The sequence below is a fragment of the Streptomyces sp. WAC07094 genome, from assembly GCF_036320405.1.
Lineage (GTDB): Bacteria > Actinomycetota > Actinomycetes > Streptomycetales > Streptomycetaceae > Streptomyces > Streptomyces lannensis.
Genome location: NZ_JAVMJZ010000001.1, coordinates 2,012,480 through 2,038,312, shown reverse-complemented (window position 1 = coordinate 2,038,312; position 25,833 = coordinate 2,012,480). Strand labels below are relative to the sequence as shown.

The 25,833-nt window shown below is 71.3% G+C and carries 21 protein-coding genes; 10 read left to right on the top strand and 11 right to left on the bottom strand.

All coding sequences use genetic code 11. The features are described from left to right. Positions 1-19: 19 nt before the first annotated feature. Positions 20-1,000, bottom strand: a complete 981-nt coding sequence (locus RCR19_RS08920; RefSeq protein WP_331264647.1) for a helix-turn-helix domain-containing protein — start codon at positions 998-1,000, stop codon at positions 20-22. Between the two features lie 414 nt (positions 1,001-1,414). Here RCR19_RS08920 and RCR19_RS08915 point away from each other — a divergent pair, with 414 nt between their 5' ends. Further along, entirely contained in the window at positions 1,415-2,989 is a 1,575-nt protein-coding gene (locus RCR19_RS08915; RefSeq protein ID WP_331264646.1) for a protein phosphatase 2C domain-containing protein, read from the top strand. 55 nt (positions 2,990-3,044) lie between these two features. Continuing rightward, positions 3,045-4,787: a pyruvate dehydrogenase gene (locus RCR19_RS08910; protein ID WP_331264645.1), complete on the top strand. Its 1,743-nt coding sequence runs from the start codon at positions 3,045-3,047 to the stop codon at positions 4,785-4,787. Between the two features lie 102 nt (positions 4,788-4,889). On the opposite strand, the gene RCR19_RS08905 is transcribed toward RCR19_RS08910, so the two are convergent. Then, the gene (locus tag RCR19_RS08905) at positions 4,890-5,678 is read right to left on the bottom strand and encodes a hypothetical protein (RefSeq protein WP_331264644.1); all 789 of its coding nucleotides are present in this window, start codon (positions 5,676-5,678) and stop codon (positions 4,890-4,892) included. Positions 5,679-6,191: 513 nt separating this feature from the next. Here RCR19_RS08905 and RCR19_RS08900 point away from each other — a divergent pair. Next, positions 6,192-6,674: an ATP-binding protein gene (locus RCR19_RS08900; protein WP_331264643.1), complete on the top strand. Its 483-nt coding sequence runs from the start codon at positions 6,192-6,194 to the stop codon at positions 6,672-6,674. A 62-nt stretch (positions 6,675-6,736) separates the two neighbouring features. Here RCR19_RS08900 and RCR19_RS08895 read toward each other — a convergent pair whose 3' ends face one another. Together RCR19_RS08895 and RCR19_RS08890 are read right to left on the bottom strand one after the other, a co-directional pair. After that, positions 6,737-7,774, bottom strand: coding sequence for a DUF2637 domain-containing protein (locus RCR19_RS08895; RefSeq protein WP_220291798.1), 1,038 nt, complete (start codon positions 7,772-7,774; stop codon positions 6,737-6,739). A gap of 312 nt (positions 7,775-8,086) precedes the next feature. Continuing rightward, positions 8,087-8,929, bottom strand: a complete 843-nt coding sequence (locus RCR19_RS08890) for a (2Fe-2S)-binding protein (protein ID WP_331264642.1) — start codon at positions 8,927-8,929, stop codon at positions 8,087-8,089. Between the two features lie 242 nt (positions 8,930-9,171). Here RCR19_RS08890 and RCR19_RS08885 point away from each other — a divergent pair, with 242 nt between their 5' ends. Continuing rightward, complete coding sequence (locus RCR19_RS08885; RefSeq protein WP_331269389.1) at positions 9,172-9,987, top strand: GntR family transcriptional regulator; 816 nt, start codon at positions 9,172-9,174, stop codon at positions 9,985-9,987. A 101-nt stretch (positions 9,988-10,088) separates the two neighbouring features. Here RCR19_RS08885 and RCR19_RS08880 read toward each other — a convergent pair whose 3' ends face one another. Beyond that, a complete protein-coding gene (locus RCR19_RS08880) occupies positions 10,089-10,877 on the bottom strand; it encodes a hypothetical protein (protein WP_331264641.1) in 789 nt (262 codons plus the stop codon). A gap of 152 nt (positions 10,878-11,029) precedes the next feature. Next, positions 11,030-12,751, bottom strand: coding sequence for a PucR family transcriptional regulator ligand-binding domain-containing protein (locus RCR19_RS08875; RefSeq protein ID WP_331264640.1), 1,722 nt, complete (start codon positions 12,749-12,751; stop codon positions 11,030-11,032). Between the two features lie 330 nt (positions 12,752-13,081). Here RCR19_RS08875 and RCR19_RS08870 point away from each other — a divergent pair, with 330 nt between their 5' ends. The 5 genes from RCR19_RS08870 to RCR19_RS08850 all read left to right on the top strand — a co-directional run bounded on the left by RCR19_RS08870 (position 13,082) and on the right by RCR19_RS08850 (position 19,745). Continuing rightward, positions 13,082-13,981, top strand: a complete 900-nt coding sequence (locus RCR19_RS08870; RefSeq protein WP_331264639.1) for a xanthine dehydrogenase family protein subunit M — start codon at positions 13,082-13,084, stop codon at positions 13,979-13,981. After that, a complete protein-coding gene (locus tag RCR19_RS08865) occupies positions 13,981-14,553 on the top strand; it encodes a (2Fe-2S)-binding protein (RefSeq protein ID WP_331264638.1) in 573 nt (190 codons plus the stop codon). Before RCR19_RS08870 ends, RCR19_RS08865 begins: the two co-directional genes overlap by 1 nt. 2 nt (positions 14,554-14,555) lie before the next feature. Next, positions 14,556-16,934 (top strand): molybdopterin cofactor-binding domain-containing protein, encoded by a 2,379-nt coding sequence (locus RCR19_RS08860; RefSeq protein ID WP_331264637.1) that lies wholly within the window; start codon positions 14,556-14,558, stop codon positions 16,932-16,934. A 156-nt stretch (positions 16,935-17,090) separates the two neighbouring features. After that, entirely contained in the window at positions 17,091-18,548 is a 1,458-nt protein-coding gene (locus tag RCR19_RS08855) for an NCS2 family permease (protein WP_331264636.1), read from the top strand. Positions 18,549-18,593: 45 nt separating this feature from the next. Beyond that, positions 18,594-19,745 carry an XdhC/CoxI family protein gene (locus RCR19_RS08850; RefSeq protein ID WP_331264635.1) on the top strand — a complete coding sequence of 384 codons (1,152 nt, stop codon included), beginning with the start codon at positions 18,594-18,596 and terminating at the stop codon, positions 19,743-19,745. Positions 19,746-19,752: 7 nt separating this feature from the next. Here RCR19_RS08850 and RCR19_RS08845 read toward each other — a convergent pair whose 3' ends face one another. Continuing rightward, complete coding sequence (locus RCR19_RS08845) at positions 19,753-20,403, bottom strand: methyltransferase domain-containing protein (RefSeq protein ID WP_331264634.1); 651 nt, start codon at positions 20,401-20,403, stop codon at positions 19,753-19,755. Then, the gene (locus RCR19_RS08840) at positions 20,400-20,867 is read right to left on the bottom strand and encodes an SRPBCC family protein (RefSeq protein ID WP_331264633.1); all 468 of its coding nucleotides are present in this window, start codon (positions 20,865-20,867) and stop codon (positions 20,400-20,402) included. The genes RCR19_RS08845 and RCR19_RS08840 overlap by 4 nt, the downstream gene beginning before the upstream one ends. 158 nt (positions 20,868-21,025) lie before the next feature. Between RCR19_RS08840 and RCR19_RS08835 the strand changes: the two genes are divergently transcribed. Further along, complete coding sequence (locus RCR19_RS08835; RefSeq protein WP_331264632.1) at positions 21,026-22,033, top strand: DUF2278 family protein; 1,008 nt, start codon at positions 21,026-21,028, stop codon at positions 22,031-22,033. Between the two features lie 24 nt (positions 22,034-22,057). On the opposite strand, the gene RCR19_RS08830 is transcribed toward RCR19_RS08835, so the two are convergent. From RCR19_RS08830 to RCR19_RS08820, 3 genes are all read right to left on the bottom strand, one after another. Continuing rightward, a complete protein-coding gene (locus RCR19_RS08830; protein WP_331269388.1) occupies positions 22,058-22,816 on the bottom strand; it encodes a polysaccharide deacetylase family protein in 759 nt (252 codons plus the stop codon). A 228-nt stretch (positions 22,817-23,044) separates the two neighbouring features. Further along, positions 23,045-25,267 (bottom strand): catalase/peroxidase HPI, encoded by a 2,223-nt coding sequence (gene katG / locus RCR19_RS08825; RefSeq protein WP_331264631.1) that lies wholly within the window; start codon positions 25,265-25,267, stop codon positions 23,045-23,047. A gap of 33 nt (positions 25,268-25,300) precedes the next feature. Then, positions 25,301-25,738, bottom strand: a complete 438-nt coding sequence (locus RCR19_RS08820; protein WP_059129545.1) for a Fur family transcriptional regulator — start codon at positions 25,736-25,738, stop codon at positions 25,301-25,303. Positions 25,739-25,833 lie beyond the last annotated feature (95 nt).

Genomic DNA, 25,833 nt, shown 5'->3' with positions numbered 1-25,833 from the left:
TTGTCCAGTCAGTGTCGGGTCAGTGCCGCGCCACCCAGCCGCGCTCGTACGCGTGCCAGCCCAGCTGGAGCCGGGTCGTCACACCGGTCAGCTCCATCAGCCGTTTCACCCGGCGCTGCACCGTCCTCAGGCCCAGGTCGAGCTGCTTGGCGACGCTGGCGTCCGTCAGCCCCGCGAGCAGCAGGGACAGGACCTCGAGGTCGGTGCTGTCGGGGCCGTCGGGCCCCTGCTCGATGACGCCGGACACCCCGAGCCGCAGCGGAAGCGCCTCCCGCCACACCGACTCGAACAGGCCCGACAGCAGCTCGAGCAGCCCGCTCGCATGCACCACCAGGGCCGCCGGTTCGGTGCCCCGCGAGGTCAGCGGCACCATCGCCAGCGACCGGTCGGCGACCACCAGCTTGGTCGGCACCGTGTCGACGACACGCACCTGTTCGTCGCGGGCGAGGGCGGCCGTCAGCTCGGTGATGCCGTCGGGCCGGTCGAGCACCGCCCGCTCCACCACCACCCGGTAGCGCACACCGCGGCCCGCGGCCTGCTCCTCCGCGTCGTTCTCCACTCCCGACACGGCGACCGGATTTCCGGTGACCAGCGCGCAGACCTCCTCGGCCGCACCGAGCTGGAGCTGGAGGAACCGCTGTCCGACCCCGGCCGCGCCGCTCACCACCTCGACGAGGTCGTGCACGGCGGGCTCGGCCGCCGCCGCGCGGTACTCCTCGGCGAGCAGCGCGGCCGCCAGCTCCGCCTTGTCCAGCTCGTGTCGTTGCTGGGTCAGCAGCGCGCCGAGCGCGACCCCCGGTGGCGCCGCGACCCATCGGCCGGGCCGGGCCGTCGACTGGGCCGCGAGTCCGTGCCGTTCCAGCCGGCGCAGGGCGTGCTCGGTGTCGTGCTCGCCGAGCGACAGCCGCCGTGCGAGATCGGGCACCTCGGCGGCGCCCACGGACACCAGTGCCCGGTACGCCGACTCGTGCGTCTCGTCCAGACCTATCGCAGCCAGCATCAACCGTCGCCCTCCCGAGGAGCAGTCCCGCGCTGTGTGCCGTGGCGGAAAACAGCCACGGCACAAACCCGCCTCAGGACATCATCGCCGTACCCCCGGTCTCTCTGCCAAGGTGACGCCACCGCAGTCGCGACTGCCGCCCGCGACACCGTCCGCGGGCTGCTCGGCCTGCGCCGACGCGGGCGGCGGGCCCAAGGTCGTGACGGGGTGCCGGAGGCGTGCCGGTCCCTGTCACCGCGGTGCCGCCGGACGATCCCCCTGTGGGGGGTGGGATCGTCCGGCGGCCCGCCCCCCGATGGCTGGTTCGCACCGTCGTTCGAGGTGTCGTCCTCCGTGTGGACCGGGCGCGGTCGTGTGGCCGGAATTTCCGGATGCCCCGTTTTCCCGGGCCCCGTGCGGTGGACAATCGGGAGCATGAGCCAGCAGGGGGAGAGGCCCACCGGTCATGAGGACGACTGGTGGGGGCAGTTGTACGACGACTCCACCGGGGACACGGGACCGGCCGTCGCGGGCGACAGTCTCGACGACCGCTTCGCCTCCGCCGCGGGAACGGTGGGGGAGGGCAGCGGCGGGCACGGAACCGGGGCGCAGCTCCCACCCGCGTCGGCGCCGCTCGTGCCGGAGCAGCGCCCGGCGGGACCGGAGCCCGGCGACTTCGCGCCGGGAGCGGACGCCGCCTGGCCGGCAGGCTCCCCTCCGATGCGGCGGGACGAGCGCGGTTTCGGGGCGCCGGCCCGCGGTCCGGCGCCGTGGGATCCTCCGTCCACCCGGCCGACGGGCCCCGTGACCTTCCCGTCCGGGCCCCGGCCACCGGGATTTCCGGCCCCGCCGCCGGACGCTGCCGCCGCGGCGGAGCCCGCGGCGGTCCCGGGTTCCCGTCGGCCCACCGACGTGCCCGCCCGGCCGACCGAGGCGCCACCGCCCTTGGTCCCGCCGTTCGAGGCCGCCGCGTCCGACGGCGCGCCCCCGCCCCGGCCCGGGACGGCCGATGCGGCGTCCCCGGCCGCCCGGACCCGCACCTCGCCCGCGGTCGACTACGTCGGCTCCGGGCCGCCCACCTACGACGCCGAGCCCACCGCGCTTCCGCTCGCCGACCCGGACGACCTCGACGACCTGGTCGCCGACACGGTGCTGGACGGGGCGCGGTACGGGACCTGGGCCCTGCGCGCCGTCTCGGCGCGCGGGGACTCCGCGCGCTTCCGCGGCGAACCGCGCCGGGACGCCCTGCTGACCGCGCGTTTCGGCACCGGCGACCAGGCGCTCGTCCTCGTCGCCATGGCGACCGGCGCGCGGGCCACTCCGGGGGCGCACCGGGCTGCCACCGAGGTGTGCCACTGGATCGGCCGCGCCGTCGGGCGCAGTTACCTCCGCCTGGGCGAGGACATCCGGGCGGCACGCCGCGGCGACCTGAAATCGGGGCTCCAGCGGCTCACCGACCGCAGCCTCGGCAAACTCCGGGCCGGCGCCGCCGAGCAGGGCGTCGACCCCGACGACTACACCGCCACCCTGCGCTGTCTGCTGCTGCCGGCCGACCCCGACTGCCGTACGCGGGTCTTCTTCGGCGTCGGCGCGGGCGGTCTGTTCCGGCTGCGGGACGGTGAGTGGCAGGACATCGAGCCGCGTGCCGCCGAGGCGGTGGGCGAGGCGGTGGTCGGGTTCGGCTCACTGCCGTCCGAGACCCCCGAGGGTGACCGGCTCACCATGGATCTGGGGATCACGACGCCGCCGAGCCCGTACGAACCGGCTCCGGAACCGCCCCGCGATCCCTTCCGCTTCCGCGCTTCGATCGCCCGGCCGGGTGACATTCTGCTGCTGTGCACGGGTGGTCTCGCCGATCCGCTGCGCGGCGAGCCCCGGCTCGCCGAGCTCCTCACCGACCGCTGGTCGGCCGGGGAACCGCCGGGTCTCGCCGCCTTCCTCGCCGACACGCTGATCAGGGTCAAGGGCTATGCCGACGACCGTACGGCTGCGGCCGTTTGGGAGGCGTGATGGACGTCCCTGTGGATTGATGGACCCTAGGCAACCGAAAGGGTGCGTGGGTTCCATGGCCAAGCAGAACGTCGCGGACCAGTTCGTGGACATACTCGCCCGGGCAGGCGTCAAGCGTCTGTACGGAGTGGTCGGAGACAGCCTCAACCCGATCGTGGACGCCGTCCGCCGCAATGCAGCCCTCGACTGGGTGCATGTGCGGCACGAAGAGACCGCGGCTTTCGCGGCGGGCGCCGAGGCCCAGATAACCGGGAGGCTGGCGGCCTGCGCAGGTTCCTGCGGTCCCGGCAACCTCCACCTCGTCAACGGCCTCTACGACGCCCATCGCTCCATGGCCCCCGTGCTCGCGCTCGCCTCGCACATACCGTCCGGCGAGATAGGTCTCGGCTACTTCCAGGAGACCCATCCGGACCGGTTGTTCCAGGAGTGCTCGCACTACTGCGAGCTGATATCCAACCCGAAGCAGATGCCACGGCTGCTACAGACGGCCATCCAGAACGCGATCGGCCGCAGCGGTGTGAGCGTCGTCGCACTTCCCGGCGACATCGCCGACCAGCCCGCGCCCGACAAGCCCGTCCAGACCGCCCTCGTCACCGCCCGGCCCACGGTCCGCCCGAGTGACGCCGAGATCGACAAGCTCGTGGCGATGATCGACGAGGCGGAGCGGGTCACCCTCTTCTGCGGCAGCGGCACCGCGGGCGCCCACGCCGAGGTCATGGAGCTCGCCGGGAAGATCAAGTCCCCGGTGGGCCACGCCCTGCGGGGCAAGGAATGGATCCAGTACGACAACCCGTTTGATGTAGGCATGAGCGGCCTTCTGGGCTACGGCGCCGCGTACGAGGCCACCCACGAGTGCGATCTGCTGATCCTCCTGGGCACCGACTTCCCCTACAACGCCTTTCTTCCGGACGATGTGACGATCGCCCAGGTCGACGTGCGCCCGGAGAACCTGGGCCGTCGCTCCAAGCTCGACCTCGCGGTGTGGGGCGATGTCAAGGAGACCCTGCGGTGTCTGACTCCGCGGCTGCGGCCCAAGCAGAACCGGCGCTTCCTCGACAAGATGCTGAAGAAGCACGCGGACGCGCTCGAGGGCGTGGTCAAGGCGTACACCCGCAAGGTGGACAAGCACGTCCCGATCCACCCCGAGTACGTGGCGTCGGTGCTCGACGAGCTGGCCGATCCCGAGGCGGTCTTCACCGTCGACACGGGGATGTGCAACGTCTGGGCGGCCCGATACATATCCCCCAACGGTCGCCGGCGGATCATCGGCTCCTTCTCCCACGGTTCGATGGCGAACGCGCTGCCGATGGCGATCGGCGCGCAGTTCACCGACCGGAACCGCCAGGTCGTGTCGATCTCGGGCGACGGCGGGTTCTCCATGCTGATGGGGGACTTCCTCACCCTGGTGCAGCTCGACCTTCCGGTGAAGGTCGTCCTGTTCAACAACTCCTCCCTGGGCATGGTGGAGCTGGAGATGATGGTGGCGGGACTGCCCTCCTACGGCACCGCCAACCAGAATCCCGATTTCGCGGCCGTGGCCCGTGCGTGCGGGGCGTACGGCATACGGGTCGAAAAACCCAAGCAGCTTCCGGGCGCGCTCAAGGACGCCTTCCGGCACAAGGGACCCGCCCTGGTCGACATCGTCACCGACCCGAACGCACTGTCGATCCCACCCAGGATCAGCCGGGAGATGGTGACGGGCTTCGCGCTCTCCGCCTCGAAGGTCGTGCTGGACGGGGGAGTCGGCCGTATGGTCCAGATGGCACGCTCCAACCTGCGCAACGTGCCCAGGCCCTAGCGGGGGGAGAGAGCCCCGCGCAAAAGACCGGGAACCCCGGCCCGATTCCGGCGGGCCGGGGTTCTCGTTCTCTACCTTCAGAGGGACCTTTGATCCTCAGGATCACCTGCCCCCGTTGTTACCTCCGTAGTTTCCGTTGTCGTTTCCTTCGTCTCCCTTCCCGTAGCTGTTGCCGCCGCCACCGCCGCCACCGCTGTGCTCTTCCTTCTCCTCCACGAAGCGCTCGACGTGGCGCTTGATCACGCGGAAGCTGGCCACCACGCCGTGCTTGACCTTCACACCGCCCTTGAAGTGGCGGGGGAACAGCCCGTTCGAGGAGCTGTGGGGGCCGACGGTGGCGAGAGGAGCACCGTTGTCGCAGGTAGCGCCGTTGAAGACCTCGACGACGTTCCTGCTCTCGTTCCGGACGTTGATGGTCTTGGCGCCGAGGCCACTGACCACGGTGATGCAGCCGTCGGGCACTCCGGCGAACTCGCGCTCGTTGACGGAGATCCGGCCGAACCGGCGACCATCGTCGTCGCCACGGCCGCAGCGGCGGCCGCCGCCACCACCGTCGCCGAAGTCGTCGTCGTCGAAGTTGCCGAAGCCCTCGTCCTCCTCGCACCGGGTGACCTTGCGGTAGCTCTTGCCGCCGCCGCCGCCGCCCCCGCCGCCGTTGCCGTAGGAGTTGTTGTCGTTGTTGTTGTTGCCGTTGTTGTTGTTGTTGTTGCCGTTGCCGCCATTGCTGCCGTCCGGCACTGCGGCCGGGGCAGCGGCCGGCGCTGCGGCGGCACGCTGGGCCATCGGGGCCGCCTGCGGCTCGGAAGCCGCGGAGGCGTACGTGATACCCGTGGCCACCAGGGCCGCGGCGGCCGCGGCTGCGGCCGTTACAGCGGTGGAACGCGTTGCCATGTCACTTCTCCTGTCTCTGAGACGCCGGCTTCACGCCGACGAGATTGAACGTACTAATGATCTCCTTATCCGTCATGTCGGACATGCGGACAATATTAAGAACAACACGTTTGGAGTAAGTTGGGCGCTGACGCCCTGTCACCCCGGTCCGCGTGCCCTGTCTATATGTCGACCCGACCGGGGGCGACCGCTGACGGCGTACGGCCGTATCGGCAGCCCGGAGTCGGCTGAAGGGCTTCAGCGGCAGCGGTCCCGTGGCCCCGACTGCGCCGGCGGCGACCGGGCGCACGGCCGTGTGTTCCTGAGGAGCCGGGCGTGTCGTGCGGCGGCACCAGGTCCCTACGGTGAGTGGGAGCCGGCTCAAGGGCGCTCGGGGCGCATTCGCGCAGGGGTCATATGACCCAGTGCGTACGGTAGTTGACGATTCGACATGACTGCCGACCCGCCGGTGGGGCATGGATCCCGTGGACGTGTTCGAGCGGGGGATTCGACATCCACGTACCGGCGGGGGTCATGGACAGGCGAACGCGAGACGGCGGTCCCGTGGTGATCGGGTCGTCGTCGGTGAAGCAGGCTGAGGAAGCGACCGACACGACGACGGACCGATCAGTGAGCCCACAGCTCAGACGTTGTCTGGGACAGGCCGACCTGCGGGCGGTGCCCGAGGCGCGCAGGGCGTTGCGGGAGATGCTGGTGCACTGGGGGAGGCCGGGACGATCCGAGACGGCCGAACTGCTCACCAGCGAGCTGGTGACCAACGCAATCATTCACACCGACCGCGACGCGGTCCTGACGGCGACCGTTTCTCCGGGCCGACTCCGCGTGGAGGTAAGGGACTTCGTGGGGCGCAGACCGAGGCCGCGACGGCCGGACGACGGCGACGGCACACACGGCCGGGGTCTGATCCTCGTGCAGTCCCTCTCGGACGCGTGGGGAGTGCGGGCGCACGGGGTGGGCAAGGCGGTGTGGTTCGAACTGGACGGCGAGGCGTCCTGACGCACTGATGGGGGGCGCGGCAGCGTGCCGCGCCCCCCATCCAGTGAGTGATACGCCCGGACTCAGCCGAACTGCTGCTCGAGGTCCTTGAGCTTGCGCTCAAGGGAGTCGAGCCGGGGCAGGGCCATGGTGTCGTCCTCGGCGGTGAGGTCGACCGTGATCGGGTCGGCGGAGGAGCTCCGGACGGGCTCGAGCGAGGGGCGGGTGCGGGAGGGCAGTTCACCGGATATGGCAGGCTCCGAAGTGACCGGTGCGGTCGCCCGCTCGACGGTCGGCATCTCGACCTGGCGTCCGCCGTTGCCGCCCGTCAGCGCGCGGTGGCCGCGGCTGAGCGCCTTGAGCTGTGCGCGCTCGACCCGCTGCTGTTCGCGTCGCCGCGCCTTGTTGTGCTCCTTCTGGCGCCGGTCCTCGCGGACCTCCTCGACGGCCTCGTCCAGGCTGCGCACACCCTCCAGGAGCATCAGCGACCAGGCCTTGTACGTCTCGATCGGCGCCCGCATCCAGCGGACGATACGGATCTGGGGCAGCGGGCGCGGCACGAGGCCCTGCTCGCGAAGGGCGGCGCGGCGGGTCTGCTTCAGTGCGCGGTCGAAGAGCACCGCCGCCGACAGCGACATGCCGGCGAAGAACTGAGGGGCACCCGCGTGATCGATGCCCCGGGGTGCGTGCACCCAGTTGAACCAGGCGGAGGCACCGGCGAACGCCCACACCAGGATTCGGGAACCGAGCGCCGCGTCGCCGTGGCTGGCCTCGCGCACCGCGAGCACCGAGCAGAACATGGCGGCGCCGTCCAGGCCGAAGGGGACCAGATACTCCCAGCCGTCGGTCAGCCCGAGGTTCTGCTGGCCGAAGCCGACCAGGCCGTGGAAGGAAAGCGCCGCGGCGACCGCCGCACAGCAGAAGAGAAGGACGTAGGAGGCCGTGGCGTACATGGTCTCCTTGCGCCTGCGGCGCTCCTCGCTGCGCTCCCACGAGTCGTCCGAACTCGTGCTCTCCTTGGACCGCTTGCCGCGCGCGAGCACCGCAACCGCCGCCAGCACGCCCAGGAGCAGTACGGCGCCCGGAAGCAGCCAGTTCAGCGATATGTCGGTCAGTCTCATCAGGGGTCCCTTGCATTGGGATAGGGCGTATCGCCCGCCATGGTGGCCCAATCCCGACGGCCCTCAGGGGGTTTCGGGGCAAGAGGCCGCCAAGGAGGTGCAAGGGGGATGCCCGGGGCGGCGTTCTGCTCGAACTGCCGCTTGAGGGGCGGGAGTTGAGTTCGAATAAGACTACCCGGACGGATGGATCCACGGAAAGTTCCCGCGACGCGTGAGGAAGTTGTGAAACAACCGTGATCCGGGTGGGTCCCATTCGGTGTGGATCTTACGCCACGGGTTCCGCGGCCCGTCGCCGCCTCCCCTGAGCGCACGTCAACCCGCCGCGCCCGCCGTCAGTTTGACCACACGCTCGGCGTCGCAGATGCGCGGGCAGGTGTCGCAGGTGTCCTCGGGGCGCAGCGTGTAGAACATGCAGCAGCTCACCCGGTCCCGAGTGGGCAGCGACTCACCGTTCGGGCCCGTCAGTTCGCGGAACCCGGCCGAGCCCGCGTAGGGCATCGTGCCGCCCGGCATGAGCAACTCCAGTTCGCGCCGCGCCCGCGGCTCCTCGCCGAGCAGTTGGGCCACGTACATGAGTCCGTCGACTACCTCGTCCGTCGCCGTGCCCCACAGTGCACGCCCCCGCCGCCGCATGCGCGGCCCGAATCCGGCGAGCACCGGGCCCAGGTGCTCGGCCACGGCCTCCCGGACCTCGGCCCGCAACGCCTCCTCGTCCGCCACGACCCGGGCACCGGGCAGATCCGCGGCGGGATCGCCCGGAAGGCAGGCGAAAGCGCCGGTGCGCACCGCCATGCGGCCCAGGGAGCGCTGGAACGCGACGTGGTCCACGGGGAAGCGCGGCACGCGCCGCTGGAGGAACCAGGGGAGGGTGATCAGCAGACAGGCGGGCCACGCGTACCGGTGCAGTCCGAAGCTCGCCACGACATCGGGGCGGGCCCGCCGTCCGTAGTCGCGCACCACCTGGGCCTCGTCCCAGGCCAGGAACGCGTCCAGCACGGCACCGCCCGCCGCGAGCCCGGCGACGGGTGCCCAGCCGTCGCCCTCCGGAGCGGGCTCCTCGCGTCCGAGTTCCGTCACGGTCAGCATCGGGAGCACCTCGGTGAGCCGGGTGTACGCCGCCGTGACGACGGACGCGGGCGAGGCGGAGAGGGGCATGCGGGCACCGCCGTTCCGGACGCGTTGATAGGTAAGGCTCACCTTAGCGGAGACGGTCGGGGCTTGAACCGGAGCGTAAGGTGCCTAAGGTGCTTTACGAGTGGTGAACGGTCCCGAGGACAGTTCCGCACCCGTCCAGCACCACCAGAACCGGAGGAGGAGCCGTGGAGCAGGCCCGTTCCCGCCGTGCGGAGGTCTCGGCCGAGACGGGGACCGCGGACGTCCGTGCGCAGGCCGCTCCCATGCCTTCGCAGTTCCGGTCGGCGGACGAGGTGCGTGAGCGGTGCGAGAGCGCCGACCGGGCCCGGGGTGAGCACACTCACAGCGAGGTGCCGATCCCGAGGCCGCGCGTTGCCGACCGCCCGCACGGCGACGAGGGGTCCCGAGCGGGTGAGGAAGCGCCCCGCGAGGCGCCGGCCGGGAGCGGGCGGCATGTCGTGCAGCGGGCCTCGGTGCGCCGGCAGATCCTCGACGCCCTGCGCACCGCGCTGGTGGCGGGGGAGCTGACGCCCGGAGAGGTCTACTCGGCGCCCGTGCTCGGCGAGCGCTTCGGGGTGTCCGCCACCCCCGTGCGCGAGGCGATGCAGCAACTCGCCCTGGAGGGTGCCGTCGAGGTCGTGCCCAACCGTGGTTTCCGCGTCGTCGTGCGCGGTGCCCGTGAGCTCGCCGAGCTCGCCGAGATCCGGGCGCTGATCGAGGTTCCGGTCGTGCTGCGGCTCGCCCGCACGGTCCCCGGGGAACGCTGGGCGGAGCTGCGCCCGCTCGCCGAGGCGAGCGTCCGGGCCGCGTCGTCCGGGTGCCGGGCGACGTACGCCGAGTCCGACCGTGCCTTCCATCGCGCGGTGCTCGCCCTCGCCGGCAACGAACAGCTGCTGCGGATCGCGGAGGACCTGCACCGCCGCGCGCAGTGGCCGCTCCTCGGCGGATCCGCCGCGCGCGGCCGCGCCGACCTGATCGCCGACGCCGCCGAGCACTCGACGCTGCTGGACGCGCTGATCGCGCAGGACCTGACGGTGGTGCAGTCCCTGGTGCGGGGGCACTCCACAGGGACGCCCTGACCCGCACGGCGTGCGCGTCGGTCCGCCGCGGCGGACCGACGACAACGCGGCAGCTGCGCGTGCCACGCCCCGCGACGCCGACATGATCCAAGCGCCAGGCCCTAGTCGACGTCCGGTCCGGTTTCCGGCTTCACCGACGCCAGCTGCCGGGCGAGCCAGGTCGGTACGCCACCCAGCAGCCGGAACAGCCGGCCCGCCTCGGCCCGCAGCCGGGAGGCCTCCGGCTCGCTCTCGGTGTCCGCGAGCGAGGCCAGCGCCGGCGCCGTGCCCACCAGGTAGCCCAGCTCCTCGCGGATCCGCAGCGATTCGGCGAAGCCGTGCCGGGCCTCGGCCACCTCGCCGTCGCGCAGGGCGAGTCCCGCCAGATGGCGCCAGGTGAAGGAGAGCAGCAGCGGGTCGCCGTACGCCGAGGCGCTCGCATGGGCGCGGCGGTAGGCGGCCTGCGCCGCCTGCGGGGAGCGGGCGAGGTTCTCGGCGATGAGGCCGCGCCGGAAGTCCAGCAGGGCCCGGCCCTGGGCGCCCGGCGGGATCAGCGCGGCGGCCCGGCCCAGAGCGGCACGTGCCTCGTCCGCCCGGTCCCGGACGCCGTGCAGCGTGGCCGCGTAGGCCAGTTGGCCGCGCTCGCACGCGGCGGCGCCCCGTTCCTCGTCGCTGTGGGCCTGCGCCTCGGCCGTGCGCAGCGCGTCCTCGGCGTCCTCCCAGCCCTGCTCCGTGTACAGGCACCGTTCGACGAGCAACGAGGCCCGCTGGAGCGAGGCCTGTGCCGTCTGCGCCTGCAGAAGGGCTGCCGCGTCGGCCCAGCAGGCGCGTGAGCGCAGCCGCCATACCGCGGTCTGGAGTGGATCGTCACCAGCGGTCGTTCCGGTACCAGACATGGCGGTATGCGCCACGTTGCCCTCCCCGAGCGCGCCATCGAGCTGTTGAGTGGTGGCCGCATTCCAGCACCAATCGCGGCGCCGGGCCAAGGGGGCGGGTGAAGGATTTCACAAAGTCGTGGGACAGAGCGGCACTCGGGACCGCCTTCCGCACCGCGCCGATGACCTCAACTCATGCGCAATGCCAGGAAGAAATCGAGCTTGTCCTCGAGGCGCGAGAGGTCACGACTCGTCAACTGCTCGATACGCCCGACCCGATAGCGCAGCGTGTTGACGTGCAGGTGCAGCCGGGTCGCGCAGCGGGTCCAGGAGCCGTCGCACTCCAGGAACGCCTCCAGGGTGGGGATCAGCTCGGCGCGGTGCCTGCGGTCGTAGTCGCGCAGCGGGTCCAGAAGGCGGGCGGTGAAGGCACGGCGCACGTCGTCCGGGACGAACGGCAGCAGGAGCACGTGCGAGGCCAGCTCCTGGTGCCCTGCGGCGCTGACCCGGCCCGTCCGGGCCGCGGCGACCCGGCGGGCGTGCCTCGCCTCCTCCAGGGCGCCGCGCAGCCCCTCGGCGGAATGCACGGTCGCGCTGACACCCAGCGTGAGCCGGCCGTCGCCGTCGAGACCGGCGGACAGCGGGTCCCGTACGGCCTCCAGGAGGGCGTCGGCGAGGATGCCCGGCTCGGCGCCTTCGTGCTCGGAGGAGACCGCCGGCAGGGGGACGAGCGCGATGGCCTCGTCACCCGTGTGGGCCACCGCGATCCGGTCGGCCTGCTCGGGAGCGTTCGCCTGGAGGTGCTCCCGGCCCGAAATGCCGGCGGGGAGGTCGACCAGGATCTCCTCGAGCAGCGCCTGTGCGACCGGGCCGCTCTCGACGTCCCCCTCGTCCCACTCGACCCGGGCGACGACCACCTGCCAGTGCGGGGCCGTTCCGAGGCCGGGCAGGAGCACGGGTGCGGCGACCCGGAGCCTGGCCGCGATCTCGGCGGGCGCGGCCCCCGTCTGCACCAGCTCGAGGACCTCCTGGGCGAGCCGCCGCCGCACCGTGCGCGCCGCGTCCCGCCGGTCCCGTTCGACCGCGATCAGCTGGGTGACGCCCTGCAGCAGGTCGAGCCGTTCCTCGGCCCATTCGGCGGCGTCCGCCTCGACGGCGAGCAGCCAGTCGGAGAGCACCGTCTCGCGCACGTCCCGTGCAGCCTGGCCGGTGCGTTCCGTTTCGGCCACCGCGGGGCGGTGGCCCCAGTTGCGGATCGGGAAGAGCGAGTACGTCGTCGTGCCGACCGTCACCCGGTGCGGTCCGCGGCGGCCGGTGCGCACCGCCGCCAGATGCTCGGCGGCCAGCCGGGCGCGCACGTCCGGCGCGAGCCCAGGGGTCGGGCCGGCGACCGGGCGGCCGGTGGGGGAGAGCACCCAGGCGCGCAGGTCCAGGTCGGAGCCGAGCAGGTCGAGCACGACGTCCGGGCCGCCGCCCGCCGGGCCCGAGGTCATCATCCGCCGGTGCCGGTCCACCACGGCCGCCAGGTCCCCGGCCCGCTCACCGGAGACCTGGCGCACGACGTGCTCGGTGATGGTGGCGAACGCCACCGACTCGTGGACGGCGAACAGCGGCAGCCGGTGCCGGACGCAGGCCACGACCAGGTCTTCCGGGATGTCGCCCAGCTCGGCCTCACCGGCGGCGAGGCCGGCGACGCCCGCACCTGCGAGGATGCGGACGAACGGCTCGGAGTCGGCGGCATCGTGCCGCCACGCCAGACCCGTGAGGACCAGCTCGCCACCGGAGAGATAGCGGCTCGGGTCCTTGAGATCCGTGGTCATCACACCGCGCACGGTGCGCTCCAGCTCGTCCTCGCCACCCAGCAGCCGCAGGCCCAGCGCGTCGGTGTTCAGCAGTGCGCGCAGCCGCATGTCTCGTCGCCGCCGTTCTTGTCCGGGAATCCACGTTCGATCGGCCGGGGCGCCCGCCCCGGGGTCCCGGAAGCCGGGCTCGCGGTCCCTCCGGCTGTGCGCGGTGTTTCCGGGGGGAACCGGAGAGGTTACTGATGGCCTCCGTTCATATGAATCTACAAGATGGGTTCCCTGGCCAGCCAACTCCTTCATGGTTTCGGTGACTGACCCCGGCGCGGCACGAGCGGTGTACTGGCCTCATTCCGGGTTGACAGCAGCAGACGAGCCGGGCCCGCCGCACCGATCCCGGCTCGATCCGTACGACCCACGAGACGAAGAAGAGAGCCGGTCATGGACTTCCTTCGCCCCGCAAGCTGGGAGGAGGCGCTCGCCGCCAAGGCGGAGCACCCCACCGCCGTGCCCATCGCGGGCGGCACCGATGTGATGGTCGAGATCAACTTCGACCACCGCAGGCCCGAGTACCTGATGGACCTCAACCGCATCGGCGAACTGTACGAGTGGGAGGTCGGCGAGGACAGCGTGCGGCTCGGGGCCTCGGTGCCGTACAGCAGGATCATGGAGCATCTGCGGGCAGAGCTGCCGGGCCTGGCCCTCGCCGCCCACACGGTCGCCTCCCCACAGATCCGCAACCGTGGCGGAGTCGGCGGCAACCTGGGCACCGCCTCCCCGGCCGGTGACGCCCACCCCGCGCTTCTCGCGGCGGGCGCCGAGGTCGAGGCCGAGTCGGTGCGCGGCCGCCGGCGCATCCCGATCGACGCGTTCTACACCGGTGTGAAGCGCAATGCGCTGGCGCCCGACGAACTGATCCGCGCCGTCCACGTCAAGAAGGCCGACGGTCCGCAGCAGTTCTCGAAGGTCGGCACGCGCAACGCGATGGTCATCGCGGTGTGCGCCTTCGGGCTCGCCCTGCACCCCACGACCCGCACCGTGCGCACCGGCATCGGCTCCGCCGCACCGACGCCCGTGCGGGCGAAGGCCGCGGAGGACTTCCTGAACGCGACGCTCGAGGAAGGCGGCTTCTGGGACAACGGCCGGATCATCACTCCGTCGGTCGCCAAGCAGTTCGCGGACCTGTGCTCCGCCGCCTGCAGCCCGATCGACGACGTCCGGGGCACCGCGAGCTACCGCCGGCACGCGGTGGGTGTCATGGCACGCCGCACCCTCACATGGACCTGGGAGTCCTACCGCGGCACCGAAGGCGCCGCTTTCCGGAAGGGGGGAGCCGCGTAATGCGGGTCAACTTCACCGTCAACGGACGCCCGCAGGAAGCGGACGACGTCTGGGAGGGCGAGTCGCTGCTCTACGTGCTGCGCGAGCGCCTCGGGCTTCCGGGCTCCAAGAACGCCTGCGAGCAGGGCGAGTGCGGTTCCTGCACGGTGCGCCTGGACGGACTGCCGGTGTGTTCCTGTCTGGTCGCCGCCGGGCAGGTGGAGGGCCGCGAGGTCGTCACCGTCGAAGGGCTCGCGGACCACGCGAGGCAGCGGGCCTGCGGATCGGACGCGGGCGGTACCTCGCTGGACGAGGCGAAGCAGTGGCAGGCCGAGGGCGCCGACTCGCAGACCGGCGAGGGCGTGGAACTCTCCCCGATCCAGCAGGCGTTCATCGACGCCGGTGCCGTCCAGTGCGGCTTCTGCACCCCGGGTCTGCTCGTGGCGGCCGACGAGATGCTGGAGCACAACCCCGACCCGAGCGACGCGGACATCCGTGAGGCGCTGTCGGGCAATCTGTGCCGCTGCACCGGCTACGAGAAGATCATGGACGCCGTCCGCCTGGCGGCCGCCCGGCAGTCCGAGGGGGTCTGAACATGCCCAACGGCGTTCCCACAAAGATCACGCAGGGCTCCCCGACGAAGGGCGGCATCGGCGAGTCCACGCTGCGTCCCGACGGCATCCTCAAGGTCACCGGGGAGTTCGCCTACTCCTCCGACATGTGGCACGAGGACATGCTGTGGGGGCAGATCCTGCGCTCCACGGTCGCGCACGCCGAGATCGTCTCGATCGACACGGGCGAGGCTCTAGCCACCCCCGGCGTGTACGCCGTCATGACCCATGACGACCTGCCGACCGAGGTGAGGAACTACGGCCTGGAGATCCAGGACACGCCCGTCCTGGCCCACGGCAAGGTCCGCCACCACGGCGAGCCGGTCGCGATCGTCGCCGCCGACCATCCGGAGACCGCGCGGCGCGCCGCCGCGAAGATCCGGGTGGAGTACCGCGAGCTGCCGGTCATCACGGACGAGGCGTCCGCGACGGCCCCGGACGCGCCCCTCGTCCACGAGAACCGCACCGACCACCACATCGGCCATGTGCCGCACCCCAACATCGTCCACCGCCAGCCGATCGTTCGCGGCGACGTGGCCGAGGCCCGCGGGCGGGCCGACGTGATCGTCCGGGGCGAGTACCACTTCGGCATGCAGGACCAGGCCTTCCTGGGCCCCGAGTCGGGACTCGCGGTCCCGGCGGAGGACGGGGGCGTGGACCTGTACGTCGCCACCCAGTGGCTCCATTCCGACCTGCGCCAGATCGCACCCGTCCTCGGCCTGCCGCCGGAGAAGGTGCGGATGACGCTGTCCGGTGTCGGCGGCGCCTTCGGGGGCCGCGAGGACCTGTCGATGCAGATCCACGCTTGTCTGCTCGCACTGCGCACCGGCAAGCCGGTCAAGATCGTCTACAACCGGTTCGAGTCGTTCTTCGGCCATGTCCACCGCCATCCCGCGAAGCTGTACTACGAGCACGGGGCCACCCGTGAGGGGAAGCTGACCCACGTCAAGTGCCGGATCGTGCTCGACGGCGGCGCCTACGCCTCCGCGTCCCCGGCGGTCGTCGGCAACGCCTCCTCGCTGGGTGTCGGCCCGTACGTCGTGGACGACGTCGACATCGAGGCCGTCGCCCTCTACACCAACAACCCGCCCTGCGGCGCCATGCGCGGTTTCGGCGCGGTCCAGGCGTGCTTCGCCTACGAGGCGCAGATGGACAAGGTGGCGAAGGAACTCGGCATGGACCCCGTCGAGTTCAGGCAGCTCAACGCCATGGAGCAGGGCACCCTCATGCCGACCGGACAGCCGGTCGACTCCCCGGCCCCGGTCGCCGAACTCCTGCGCCGTGTCAAGGCGATGCCGATGCCGCCGGAGCGCCAGTGGGAGAGCTCCGAGGGCCCGGACGTACGGCAGCTGCCCGGTGGCCTGTCGAACACCACGCACGGCGAGGGCGTCGTCCGCGGTGTCGGCTACGCGGTCGGCATCAAGAACGTCGGTTTCTCCGAGGGCTTCGACGACTACTCCACCGCCAAGGTGCGCATGGAGGTGATCGCGGGCGAGCCCGTCGCCACCGTGCACACCGCCATGGCGGAGGTCGGCCAGGGCGGCGTCACCGTGCACGCGCAGATCGCCCGCACCGAACTGGGGGTCAGCCGGGTGACCATCCAGCCGGCCGACACGCAGGTCGGGTCGGCCGGTTCGACGTCCGCCTCCCGCCAGACGTATGTCACCGGTGGTGCCGTGAAGCACACCTGCGAACTGGTCCGCGAGGAGGTTCTCGACAAGGGCCGCCGCAAGTTCGGTTCGTACCATCCGGCCTGGGCCACGGCCGAACTGCTGCTGGAGAGCGGGAAGGTGGTCACCGACGCGGGCGAGGTGCTCGCGGACCTCGTGGACGTCCTCGGCGACGAGGCCGTCGAGCTGGAGCGCGAGTGGCGCCACCGCCCCACCGAGCCCTTCGACCTGCGCACCGGACAGGGCAACGGCCATGTCCAGTACTCCTTCGCCGCGCACCGCGCCGTGGTGGAGGTCGACACCGAGCTGGGGCTGGTCAAGGTCGTCGAACTGGCCTGCGCCCAGGACGTCGGCAAGGCACTCAACCCGCTGTCCGTCGCCGGTCAGATCCAGGGCGGTACCACCCAGGGCCTGGGCATCGCGGTCATGGAGGAGATCGTCGTCGACCCGAGGACCGCGAAGGTGAAGAACCCCTCCTTCACCGACTATCTGATCCCCACCATCCTCGACACGCCGACCATCCCGGTCGACGTGCTCGAACTCGCCGACACCAACGCCCCCTACGGGCTGCGCGGTGTCGGCGAGGCTCCGACCCTGTCCTCGACTCCCGCGGTCCTGGCGGCCATTCGCGACGCCACGGGCCTGGAGCTGAACCGGACGCCGGTACGGCCCGAGCACCTCACGGGCACGTGAACCTCCGGCAGCCGGGCAGGTGAACTCCTCCGGGGGACCGTGTCCCCCGGACCCCGATGTTCGTCTCGGGCCGTCCCCCGGGTCGTGCAGATCCCCTGATCCCGTGTCCGTCACGGCGGTTGCACGGGTGCCCCATGAGCCTAGGGAGACCTCAGCATGACCCAGCAGTCCGTGGACTCCAGGACCACGGCCGAGGACGCGGGCGCGGGAACCCGCGTCCCGGCCGGCCGGTCCTGGCTCGACCGTTACTTCCACATATCCCGGCGAGGCTCCACCCTCGCGCGCGAAGTACGCGGCGGCGTCACCACCTTCATGGCGATGGCGTACATCCTGCTGCTCAACCCACTGATCCTGTCGGGCAAGGACGCGGCAGGGGACACGCTCGGCCGTCAGGCGCTCATCACCGCGACCGCGTTCGCCGCCGCCTTCACCACACTTCTGATGGGCTTCGCAGGCAAGGCGCCGCTCGCTCTTGCCGCCGGCCTCTCGGTCTCCGGTGTTCTGTCCTCGCAGGTCGCCCCCCAGATGACATGGCCTCAGGCGATGGGCATGTGCGTGGTGTACGGCGCGGTCATCATGCTTCTGGTCGTCACCGGCCTGCGTGAGATGGTCATGAACGCGATCCCGCCGGCGCTCAAGTACGGCATCACCATGGGCATCGGCCTGTTCATCGCCCTCATCGGCTTCTACAAGTCCGGCTTCGTGCACCAGGGCAAGGCCACCCCGGTGACTCTCGGGCCCGCCGGACAGCTGACCGGATGGCCCGTCCTGCTCTTCGCCGGAACCCTGTTGCTGATCTTCATGCTCCAGGCCCGCAACGTGCCCGGCGCCATACTCATCGGCATCGTCAGCGGCACGGTCGTCGCCTCGGGCCTCAACGCACTGGGTGTCGTCGACGCGGGCTCCTGGGCGAGCGGCGCACCCGAACTGCACGGCAGCGCGATGTCGATGCCGGACTTCTCGCTCTTCGGACACGTCGACTTCGGCGGTTGGGGCGACGTCGGCGCGGTGACCGTCGGCCTCATCGTCTTCACGCTGGTCCTCGCCGGTTTCTTCGACGCGATGGCCACCATCATCGGCGTCGGCACGGAGGCCGGACTCGCCGACGACAAGGGCCGGATGCCGGGTCTGTCCAAGGCGCTGTTCATCGACGGGGCCGGCGGCGCGATCGGCGGTGTGGCGGGCGGCTCCGGGCAGACGGTGTTCATCGAGTCGGCCACGGGCGTCGGCGAGGGAGCCCGCACGGGACTCGCCTCCGTCGTCACCGGGCTGTTCTTCGCGGCCTGTCTGTTCTTCACCCCGCTGACGGCGATCGTCCCCCAGGAGGTGGCCTCGGCCGCCCTGGTGGTCATCGGGGCCATGATGCTGATGAACGCCCGTCATGTGGACTGGTCCGACCGCGCCACCGCGATACCGGTCTTCCTGACCGTGGTCCTGATGCCGTTCACCTACACGATCACCACCGGCGTCGCCGCGGGTGTCGTCTCGTACACCGCCATCAAGGCCGCGCAGGGCAAGGCGCGGGAGATCGGCGCCTTCATGTGGGGGCTGACGGCCGTCTTCCTGATCTACTTCGCCCTCAACCCGATCGAGAGCTGGCTCGGCGTCCACTAGACGCCCCGACCGCCCTTCCGCCCACGTCGTCAAGGAGACCGAGAGATGCTGGACATCGCCGAGGATCTGCACCGGTGGGTCGAGCAGGGTCGCGACTTCGCCGTCGCCACAGTGGTGGCGGTCGGCGGCAGCGGTCCTCGCGGGCCGGGCGCCGCCCTGGCGGTGGACGCCGACGGCACGGCGATCGGCTCGGTTTCCGGCGGCTGTGTGGAGGGCGCGGTCTACGACCTGTGCCTGCAGGCGCTGGAGGACGGCGAGGTGGTCCTGGAGCGTTTCGGCTACAGCGACGAGGACGCCTTCGCCGTCGGGCTGACCTGCGGCGGCGTCATCGACATCCTCGTCACACCGGTGCGGGCGGCCGATGCCGCCCGCCCGGTGCTCGCCGCCGCGCTGGCCGCCGCCGCCCGCGGCGAGGCCGCGGCGGTCGCGCGGATCGTGGGCGGTCCGGCCGACATGCTCGGCAGGGCGCTGCTGATACGCCCGGACGGTGGGTACGAGGGAGGATTCGGCGCCCATCCGGAACTGGACCGCACGGTGGCGGCCGAGGCGGGCGCCTTCCTCGAGGTCGGCCGGACGGGCACCCTGGAGATCGGGGAACAGGGCTCGCGCTGCGGTGCACCGCTCACGGTGCTGGTGGAGTCCTCCGTTCCCCCGCCGCGGATGATCGTGTTCGGCGCGATCGACTTCGCCTCCGCGCTCGTCCGTGTCGGCGTCTTCCTCGGCTACCGCGTCACGGTGTGCGACGCGCGCCCGGTCTTCGCCACCCGCACCCGCTTCCCCGAGGCCGACGAGATCGTCGTCGAGTGGCCGCACCGGTATCTGGAGCGCACGCACGTCGACGGCCGCACCGTCCTGTGCGTGCTGACGCACGACGCCAAGTTCGACGTGCCGTTGCTGCGGCTGGCGCTCGGCCTCCCGGTCGCCTACGTCGGCGCGATGGGCTCGCGCCGTACGCATCTGGACCGCACCGCGCGCCTGCGCGACGTCGGTGTCACCGACCTGGAGCTGGCCCGCCTGCGCTCACCGATCGGTCTCGACCTCGGCGCCCGCACACCGGAGGAGACCGCGCTGTCCATCGCCGCGGAGATCGTCGCGGCCCGGCACGGCGGCAGCGGCGTCTCCCTCACCGGCGCCCACACGCCGATCCACCGCGATACGACGCCGCTCTCCCCGGCGCGGATCGTGTCACTGGCCTGATGGGGGCTCAGACCGGTCTGCGGGCGAGGAGGTAGGCCTGCGGGGTCCGCTCGCCAGGGCCGTCGGCCGCCCGCACGAGCCGGGCGACCTCCTCGAAGCCTGCGCGGACCAGCAGTTCGGAGATCCGCTGCGGCGGATGGCGGTAGACGTCCAGCGCGAGTTCGTGCCCGTAGGCGTGGTCGAGGTGCACACACTCGTCGCCGACCTTGAAGGCCATGAGGAGATGTCCACCGGGAGCGAGCACCCGGTGGAACTCCGCGAAGACCACGGGCAGTTCCCCGGGCGGGGTGTGCACGGTGGAGTACCAGGCGAGAGCCCCGGCCAGCTCGCCGTCCCTCAGGTCGAGGCCGGTCATCGACCCCACCTCGAAGCGGAGGGCGGGGTAGGCCTGCCGGGCGACGGCCACCATCCGCGGTGACAGATCGATCCCGAAGGCGTCCAGCCCCAGCTTCTCCAGATGGGTCGTGATCCGCCCGGTACCGCATCCGAGGTCTCCGACGAGTCCGCCCCCGCCGTCCAGCACCCGCTCCGCGAACACCCCCAACATGGCGCGGTCGAAGGGCATGTTCGCCAGCTCGTCCCGGAGCAACCTGTCGTAGTCCTCGGCCACCCTGTCGTACGAGGCCCGGGTCGCCAGATGGTGCACGGTCTCCGTCATGCTGGTGGACTGTAGACGTCGCCACCGATACCCGGGCCCGGATCCCGGGTGAGCAACCCGTCCACCGCACGTCCGAACATCCTTCGTCCCGCCCACCCGAGCAGCCCGTCGAAGAGCGCGGGCAACAGGCGGACGGCCAGGTCCTCCCGCCACACGACACGCGAGCCCTCCGTGCCGAGGGGGTGCACCTCGATCTCCGCCCAGCCGGTGACGAGCCCTCCTTGCTTGACCAGGCGGCACAGCGTCGGCGGCCGCCACCGGGCCACCCGCATCGGATCGTCGAAGGTGAGGGGGCCGAGACCGGTGCGGGCCACGAAGACCGTGCCCTCGGCCGTGGGCGGCGGGGTGAGCACCGAGACCCGGGTCAGCGGCACCACGGCGCCGTGGCGCGGCCAGTCCGTGAGACGGCGCCAGGCCTGGTCGACGGTGAGCCGGGTGACGCGTTCGACGAGGATGAGGACCACCGGTGGATCGTAGGCGGGGCCCGGTGATTCCTCCGTCAGGCACGCACAGATGGACAGAGCGTGAATTCACGGCAGGAGGGGTGACAGGGGGCGTGCCGTCGCTAGCATGCGCCGCATCGGGTGGGCGACGCGCCCGCCCTCAGGGGGAGTTGATCACCATGCCGCTGAAGACCTATGGCGTACTGATCGGGCGCGCCGTGGACACCCGCCGCGAGGGTGCGGCCGACACGCCGCACTACCAGATCCATCTGACCGACGACCAGGGCACCCACTACCGCGCGTCCGTCAACGTGCAGTCCCAGGAGAAGCCCTCGGATCTGCTCTACCTCGTCAGTGAGGACTTCCGCCATCCGGTCACCGCCCGGCTGGAGGGGCTGACCGGCGGCTGGAACACCCTGCCGTCCGGCCCCGGCGGGCCCAACCTCGACTTCGTCCGCGGCAACCTCCTCGACCCGGCGCGTATGCGTCTGCTCCCGCCGGAGGTGTCCGGCCCGGACAACGACCTCGCGGACCTCCTCGACCACTATGTGCGCCGCGCGGTGGACGACGCCTCCGCCCGGCTGTACGTCTTCGGCGAGCGCTGGGGCCCCGAGACGAACGTCCGCGACAAGGTCTTCGGCTTCCTGCCCGGGAACGGCGTCCACGACATCCATATGAACCAGGGCAACAGTGCGCGGTTCGCCAAGGACGACGGTGTCTGGCAGGACGGCGGCCTCCTGATCCACTTCCCCGGGCAGTCCCGGTGGGTCGCGGTCTTCCTCGCCTTCCAGAGCCAGACATGGCACACCGACGATGTCACGGGGCATGCCCTGGTCCCGGGCGGCACACTCCCCGCACCGGGCGGCGGCGCCGTGCGGATCGTGGCAGCCCTGGTCAACCCGCGCGGCGGGAGTCCCGAGGCGGAGACCGTGACCCTCGTCAACGTCTCGCCGGACCCGGTCGACCTGGCGGGCTGGCGCCTCGTGGACCGTCTCGGCCACGCCTGCACGATTCCTCCGGGCACCCTGGCGGCCGGCGCCTGTCTGGCGCTGCCCGTGACGGACGGCGCGCAACTCGGCAATCACGGTGGCGAGATCACCCTGCTGGACGCCGACGGCCTGAAGGTGCACGGCGTCTCCTACACCGCGGAGCAGGCGGCGCAGGAGGGCTGGTCGGTCGTGTTCTGAGGCCCCGGCGCGCACATCGGGGGCTCAGGGACGGTAGACGGTGCCCGGCTCCGCCTTCCCGGGGGCGAGCAGCTGGGGCACCGTCACAAAGACGTACCCGCGTTCCTTGAGCGCGTCGATGATCCCGGGCACCGCGGGCACGGTGCCCGGGTAGATGTCGTGGAGCAGGATGATCCCGTCCCGGCCCGCCTGCTCCAGGACCCGCCTGCGGATCAGGCCCGGGTCGTCGGTCAGGTAGTCCTTGGCGGTCACGCTCCACAGCACCTCGGCGAGTCCCTGCTCACGGCTGATGCGGTTCACGGTGTCGTTCGTACGGCCCTGGGGCGGGCGCATCAGCGTGGGCCGGTGGCCGGTGAGCCTCTCTATCGCGTCGTTCGGCTTCTGAAGTTCCTCGCGTATCACCTGCGGCGAGATCTCGGTCAGTATCTTGTGGTCCCAGGTGTGGCTGGCGACCTCCTGGCCCTCGGCGGCCATCCGCCGGACGAGGTCCGGGTACTTCTCGATGTGGCCCTTGCCGAGCAGGAAGAAGGTCGCCGGGACCTTCTTCTCCTTGAGGATGTCGAGCAACCGCGCCGAGTGCTCGCTCGGCCCCGCGTCGAAGGTCAGTGCGATGCACTTGGCCTCGCGGCAGTCCACCGTGCCGAACCGGGCGGGTGCGCCCACCGCGACATGTGCGCGGACGGCCGACGGCACCGTGGTGTGCAGTGTGGTGCATCCCGAAAGCGTGACAACCATCACGAAGAGGGTGGCCACGGCGGACAACCGGCCCGCACGTCTGTTCATCTTCCCCGTTGAGAGCATGCGGCGACTATACATGCAGTGTATACACGGCGTGTATAGCTGCCCGGACCTGGGCCGCATCGGAACGACGGCCCGGTGGGGGAAAGGGCCGGCCGAGGGTCACGCTCCCCGACACGGCGACGGTCCCGGCAGGAGAACCTGCCGGGACCGTGGGGCGAGCCGGGTCCCGTCCGGCCGGCGCGGACCGGCCGGACGGGGCGTCGGATCAGATCAGACCAGGTCGAACCGGTCCAGGTCCATCACCTTGGTCCAGGCGGCGACGAAGTCCTTCGCGAACTTCTCGCGGGCGTCGTCGCTCGCGTAGACCTCCGCCAGCGCGCGCAGCTCGGAGTTCGATCCGAAGACCAGGTCGGCACGGGTGCCGGTCCACTTGACCTCGCCCGTGGCCGCGTCGCGGCCCTCGAACGTGGTCTGGTCCTCGGACGTCGACTTCCACGTCGTGCCCAGGTCGAGCAGGTTGACGAAGAAGTCGTTCGTCAGGACGCCGGGGGTCTCGGTGAACACACCGAGCGAGGACTGCTGGTGGTTCGCGCCGAGGACGCGCAGACCGCCGACGAGCACCGTCATCTCCGGGGCGCTCAGGGTCAGCAGGTTCGCGCGGTCGAGCAGCAGGTACTCGGCCGGCAGGCGGTTGCCCTTGCCGAGGTAGTTGCGGAACCCGTCGGAGGTGGGCTCGAGCGCGACGAAGGACTCCACGTCCGTGTGCTCGTCGGTCGCGTCGACGCGGCCCGGGGTGAAGGGCACCTCGATGTCGTAGCCGGCGTCCTTGGCGGCCTTCTCCACGGCCGCGGAGCCGCCGAGCACGATCAGGTCGGCCAGGGAGACCTTCTTGGCGCCGGAGTTGAACTCCTGCTGGACACCTTCGAGGACACGCAGGACCGAGGCGAGCTGGTCGGGGCCGTTGACCTCCCAGCCGCGCTGCGGCTCCAGCCGGATGCGCCCGCCGTTGGCGCCGCCGCGCTTGTCGCTGCCGCGGAACGTCGAGGCCGAAGCCCATGCGGTGGCGACGAGCTGCGAGACGGTCAGACCCGAGTCGAGCAGCCTGGCCTTGAGGGCCGCGACGTCCGCGGCGTCGATGGCCTCGCCCTCGGCCTCCGGCAGCGGGTCCTGCCACAGCAGGGTCTCCTGCGGGACCTCCGGGCCGAGGTACTGCGACTTCGGGCCCATGTCGCGGTGGGTCAGCTTGAACCAGGCCCGGGCGAACGCGTCCGCGAACTCCGCCGGGTTCTCGTGGAAGCGGCGGGAGATCTGCTCGTAGATCGGGTCGAAGCGCAGCGACAGGTCGGTGGTGAGCATCGCCGGGGCGATCTTCTTCGACGGGTCGTGGGCCGCGGGCACCGTGCCCTCGCCGGCGCCGTCCTTCGGCTTCCACTGCTTGGCGCCGGCCGGGGACTCGGTCAGCTCCCACTCGTAGCCGAAGAGGTTCTCGAAGAAGTCGTTGCTCCACCGGGTCGGCGTGGTGGTCCAGGTGACCTCGAGGCCGGACGTGATGGCGTCCGCGCCCTTGCCGGTGCCGAAGGTGTTCCGCCAGCCGAGCCCCTGCTCCTCCATCGAGGCGGCCTCGGGGTCGGGGCCGACGTGGTCCGCCGGGCCGGCGCCGTGGGTCTTGCCGAAGGAGTGGCCACCCGCGATCAGGGCGACCGTCTCCTCGTCGTTCATCGCCATCCGGCGGAACGTCTCGCGGATGTCGCGCGCCGCGGCGATCGGGTCCGGGTTGCCGTTCGGGCCCTCCGGGTTGACGTAGATGAGGCCCATCTGGACGGCGCCGAGGGGGTTCTCCAGCTCACGGTCGCCGGTGTAGCGCTCGTCACCGAGCCAGGTGGTCTCGGGACCCCAGTAGACGTCCTCCTCCGACTCCCAGACGTCCGCACGGCCGCCGCCGAAGCCGAAGGTCTCGAAGCCCATCGACTCCAGCGCCACGTTGCCGGTGAGGATCATGAGGTCGGCCCAGGACAGGCTCTTGCCGTACTTCTTCTTGACCGGCCACAGCAGGCGGCGGGCCTTGTCGAGGTTGCCGTTGTCGGGCCAGCTGTTGAGCGGCGCGAACCGCTGCTGACCGGCGCCCGCACCGCCGCGGCCGTCGCTGATGCGGTACGTGCCGGCGCTGTGCCACGCCATACGGATCATGAACGGGCCGTAGTGGCCGAAGTCGGCGGGCCACCAGTCCTGCGAGGTGGTCAGCACCTCGGCGATGTCCTGCTTCACGGCCGCGAGGTCGAGGCCCTTGAACGCCTCGGCGTAGTCGAAGTCCTCGCCGAGGGGGTTGGCCACGGCGGGGTTCTTGGCAAGGATCTTCAGGTTGAGCCGCTCCGGCCACCACTGGCGGTTTCCGCCACCCTGCGTCGGGTGCGCGGCGCGCCCGTGCGCGACCGGGCAGCCACCGGCGCCCTCGGTCTTGGGATCGGTGACGATTGCCTCATGGTTCTCGGACATGGGAATCCTTCCGGACTCGGTGGATCACGGTGCTCACGAACTGCGGGCGATGGAACAGTCGGGGCACAGGCCCCAGTAGATGACCTCGGCCTCGTCGACCGAGAAGCCGTGGTCGTCGGACGCGGTCAGGCAGGGGGCCTCACCGACCGCACAGGCGACGTCGGCGACGGCACCGCACGAGCGGCACACGATGTGATGGTGGTTGTCCCCCACGCGTCCCTCGAACCGGGCCGGACTGCCGGCCGGTTCGATGCGGCGTATGAGCCCCACCCCGGTGAGTGCGTGGAGGGCCTCGTACACGGCTTGGAGGGAGATGTGGCCCACGCGATCGCGGACTGCGGAGGCGATCGCCTCGACGCCGAGATGGTCACCCTCCCGGACGGTCTCGAGCAGTGCGACGCGGGCGGCCGTCACCCGCAGGCCGGCACCGCGGAGCTCCTCGGCGGTGTTCGGGATCTGGGATGCGGTCACGGCGCTGAACCTACCGCTCCAAACACGAGGGATTCAAGAAAACGAATGACGCAAGTTTGACAGCAGGCCGGGTGACTTTTGTCATACTTAGTCGA

What these genes read in the sequence shown, in the direction of transcription:
- RCR19_RS08845 (WP_331264634.1), bottom strand. Translation starts at nt 20,403, where the DNA reads ATGACGGAGACCGTGCACCATCTGGCGACCCGGGCCTCGTACGACAGG.
- RCR19_RS08915 (WP_331264646.1), top strand. Translation starts at nt 1,415, where the DNA reads ATGAGCCAGCAGGGGGAGAGGCCCACCGGTCATGAGGACGACTGGTGG.
- RCR19_RS08835 (WP_331264632.1), top strand. Translation starts at nt 21,026, where the DNA reads ATGCCGCTGAAGACCTATGGCGTACTGATCGGGCGCGCCGTGGACACC.
- RCR19_RS08905 (WP_331264644.1), bottom strand. Translation starts at nt 5,678, where the DNA reads ATGGCAACGCGTTCCACCGCTGTAACGGCCGCAGCCGCGGCCGCCGCG.
- RCR19_RS08855 (WP_331264636.1), top strand. Translation starts at nt 17,091, where the DNA reads ATGACCCAGCAGTCCGTGGACTCCAGGACCACGGCCGAGGACGCGGGC.
- katG (WP_331264631.1), bottom strand. Translation starts at nt 25,267, where the DNA reads ATGTCCGAGAACCATGAGGCAATCGTCACCGATCCCAAGACCGAGGGC.
- RCR19_RS08875 (WP_331264640.1), bottom strand. Translation starts at nt 12,751, where the DNA reads ATGCGGCTGCGCGCACTGCTGAACACCGACGCGCTGGGCCTGCGGCTG.
- RCR19_RS08910 (WP_331264645.1), top strand. Translation starts at nt 3,045, where the DNA reads ATGGCCAAGCAGAACGTCGCGGACCAGTTCGTGGACATACTCGCCCGG.
- RCR19_RS08900 (WP_331264643.1), top strand. Translation starts at nt 6,192, where the DNA reads ATGGACAGGCGAACGCGAGACGGCGGTCCCGTGGTGATCGGGTCGTCG.
- RCR19_RS08830 (WP_331269388.1), bottom strand. Translation starts at nt 22,816, where the DNA reads ATGAACAGACGTGCGGGCCGGTTGTCCGCCGTGGCCACCCTCTTCGTG.
- RCR19_RS08865 (WP_331264638.1), top strand. Translation starts at nt 13,981, where the DNA reads ATGCGGGTCAACTTCACCGTCAACGGACGCCCGCAGGAAGCGGACGAC.
- RCR19_RS08920 (WP_331264647.1), bottom strand. Translation starts at nt 1,000, where the DNA reads ATGCTGGCTGCGATAGGTCTGGACGAGACGCACGAGTCGGCGTACCGG.
- RCR19_RS08850 (WP_331264635.1), top strand. Translation starts at nt 18,594, where the DNA reads ATGCTGGACATCGCCGAGGATCTGCACCGGTGGGTCGAGCAGGGTCGC.
- RCR19_RS08890 (WP_331264642.1), bottom strand. Translation starts at nt 8,929, where the DNA reads ATGCCCCTCTCCGCCTCGCCCGCGTCCGTCGTCACGGCGGCGTACACC.
- RCR19_RS08885 (WP_331269389.1), top strand. Translation starts at nt 9,172, where the DNA reads ATGCCTTCGCAGTTCCGGTCGGCGGACGAGGTGCGTGAGCGGTGCGAG.
- RCR19_RS08895 (WP_220291798.1), bottom strand. Translation starts at nt 7,774, where the DNA reads ATGAGACTGACCGACATATCGCTGAACTGGCTGCTTCCGGGCGCCGTA.
- RCR19_RS08860 (WP_331264637.1), top strand. Translation starts at nt 14,556, where the DNA reads ATGCCCAACGGCGTTCCCACAAAGATCACGCAGGGCTCCCCGACGAAG.
- RCR19_RS08870 (WP_331264639.1), top strand. Translation starts at nt 13,082, where the DNA reads ATGGACTTCCTTCGCCCCGCAAGCTGGGAGGAGGCGCTCGCCGCCAAG.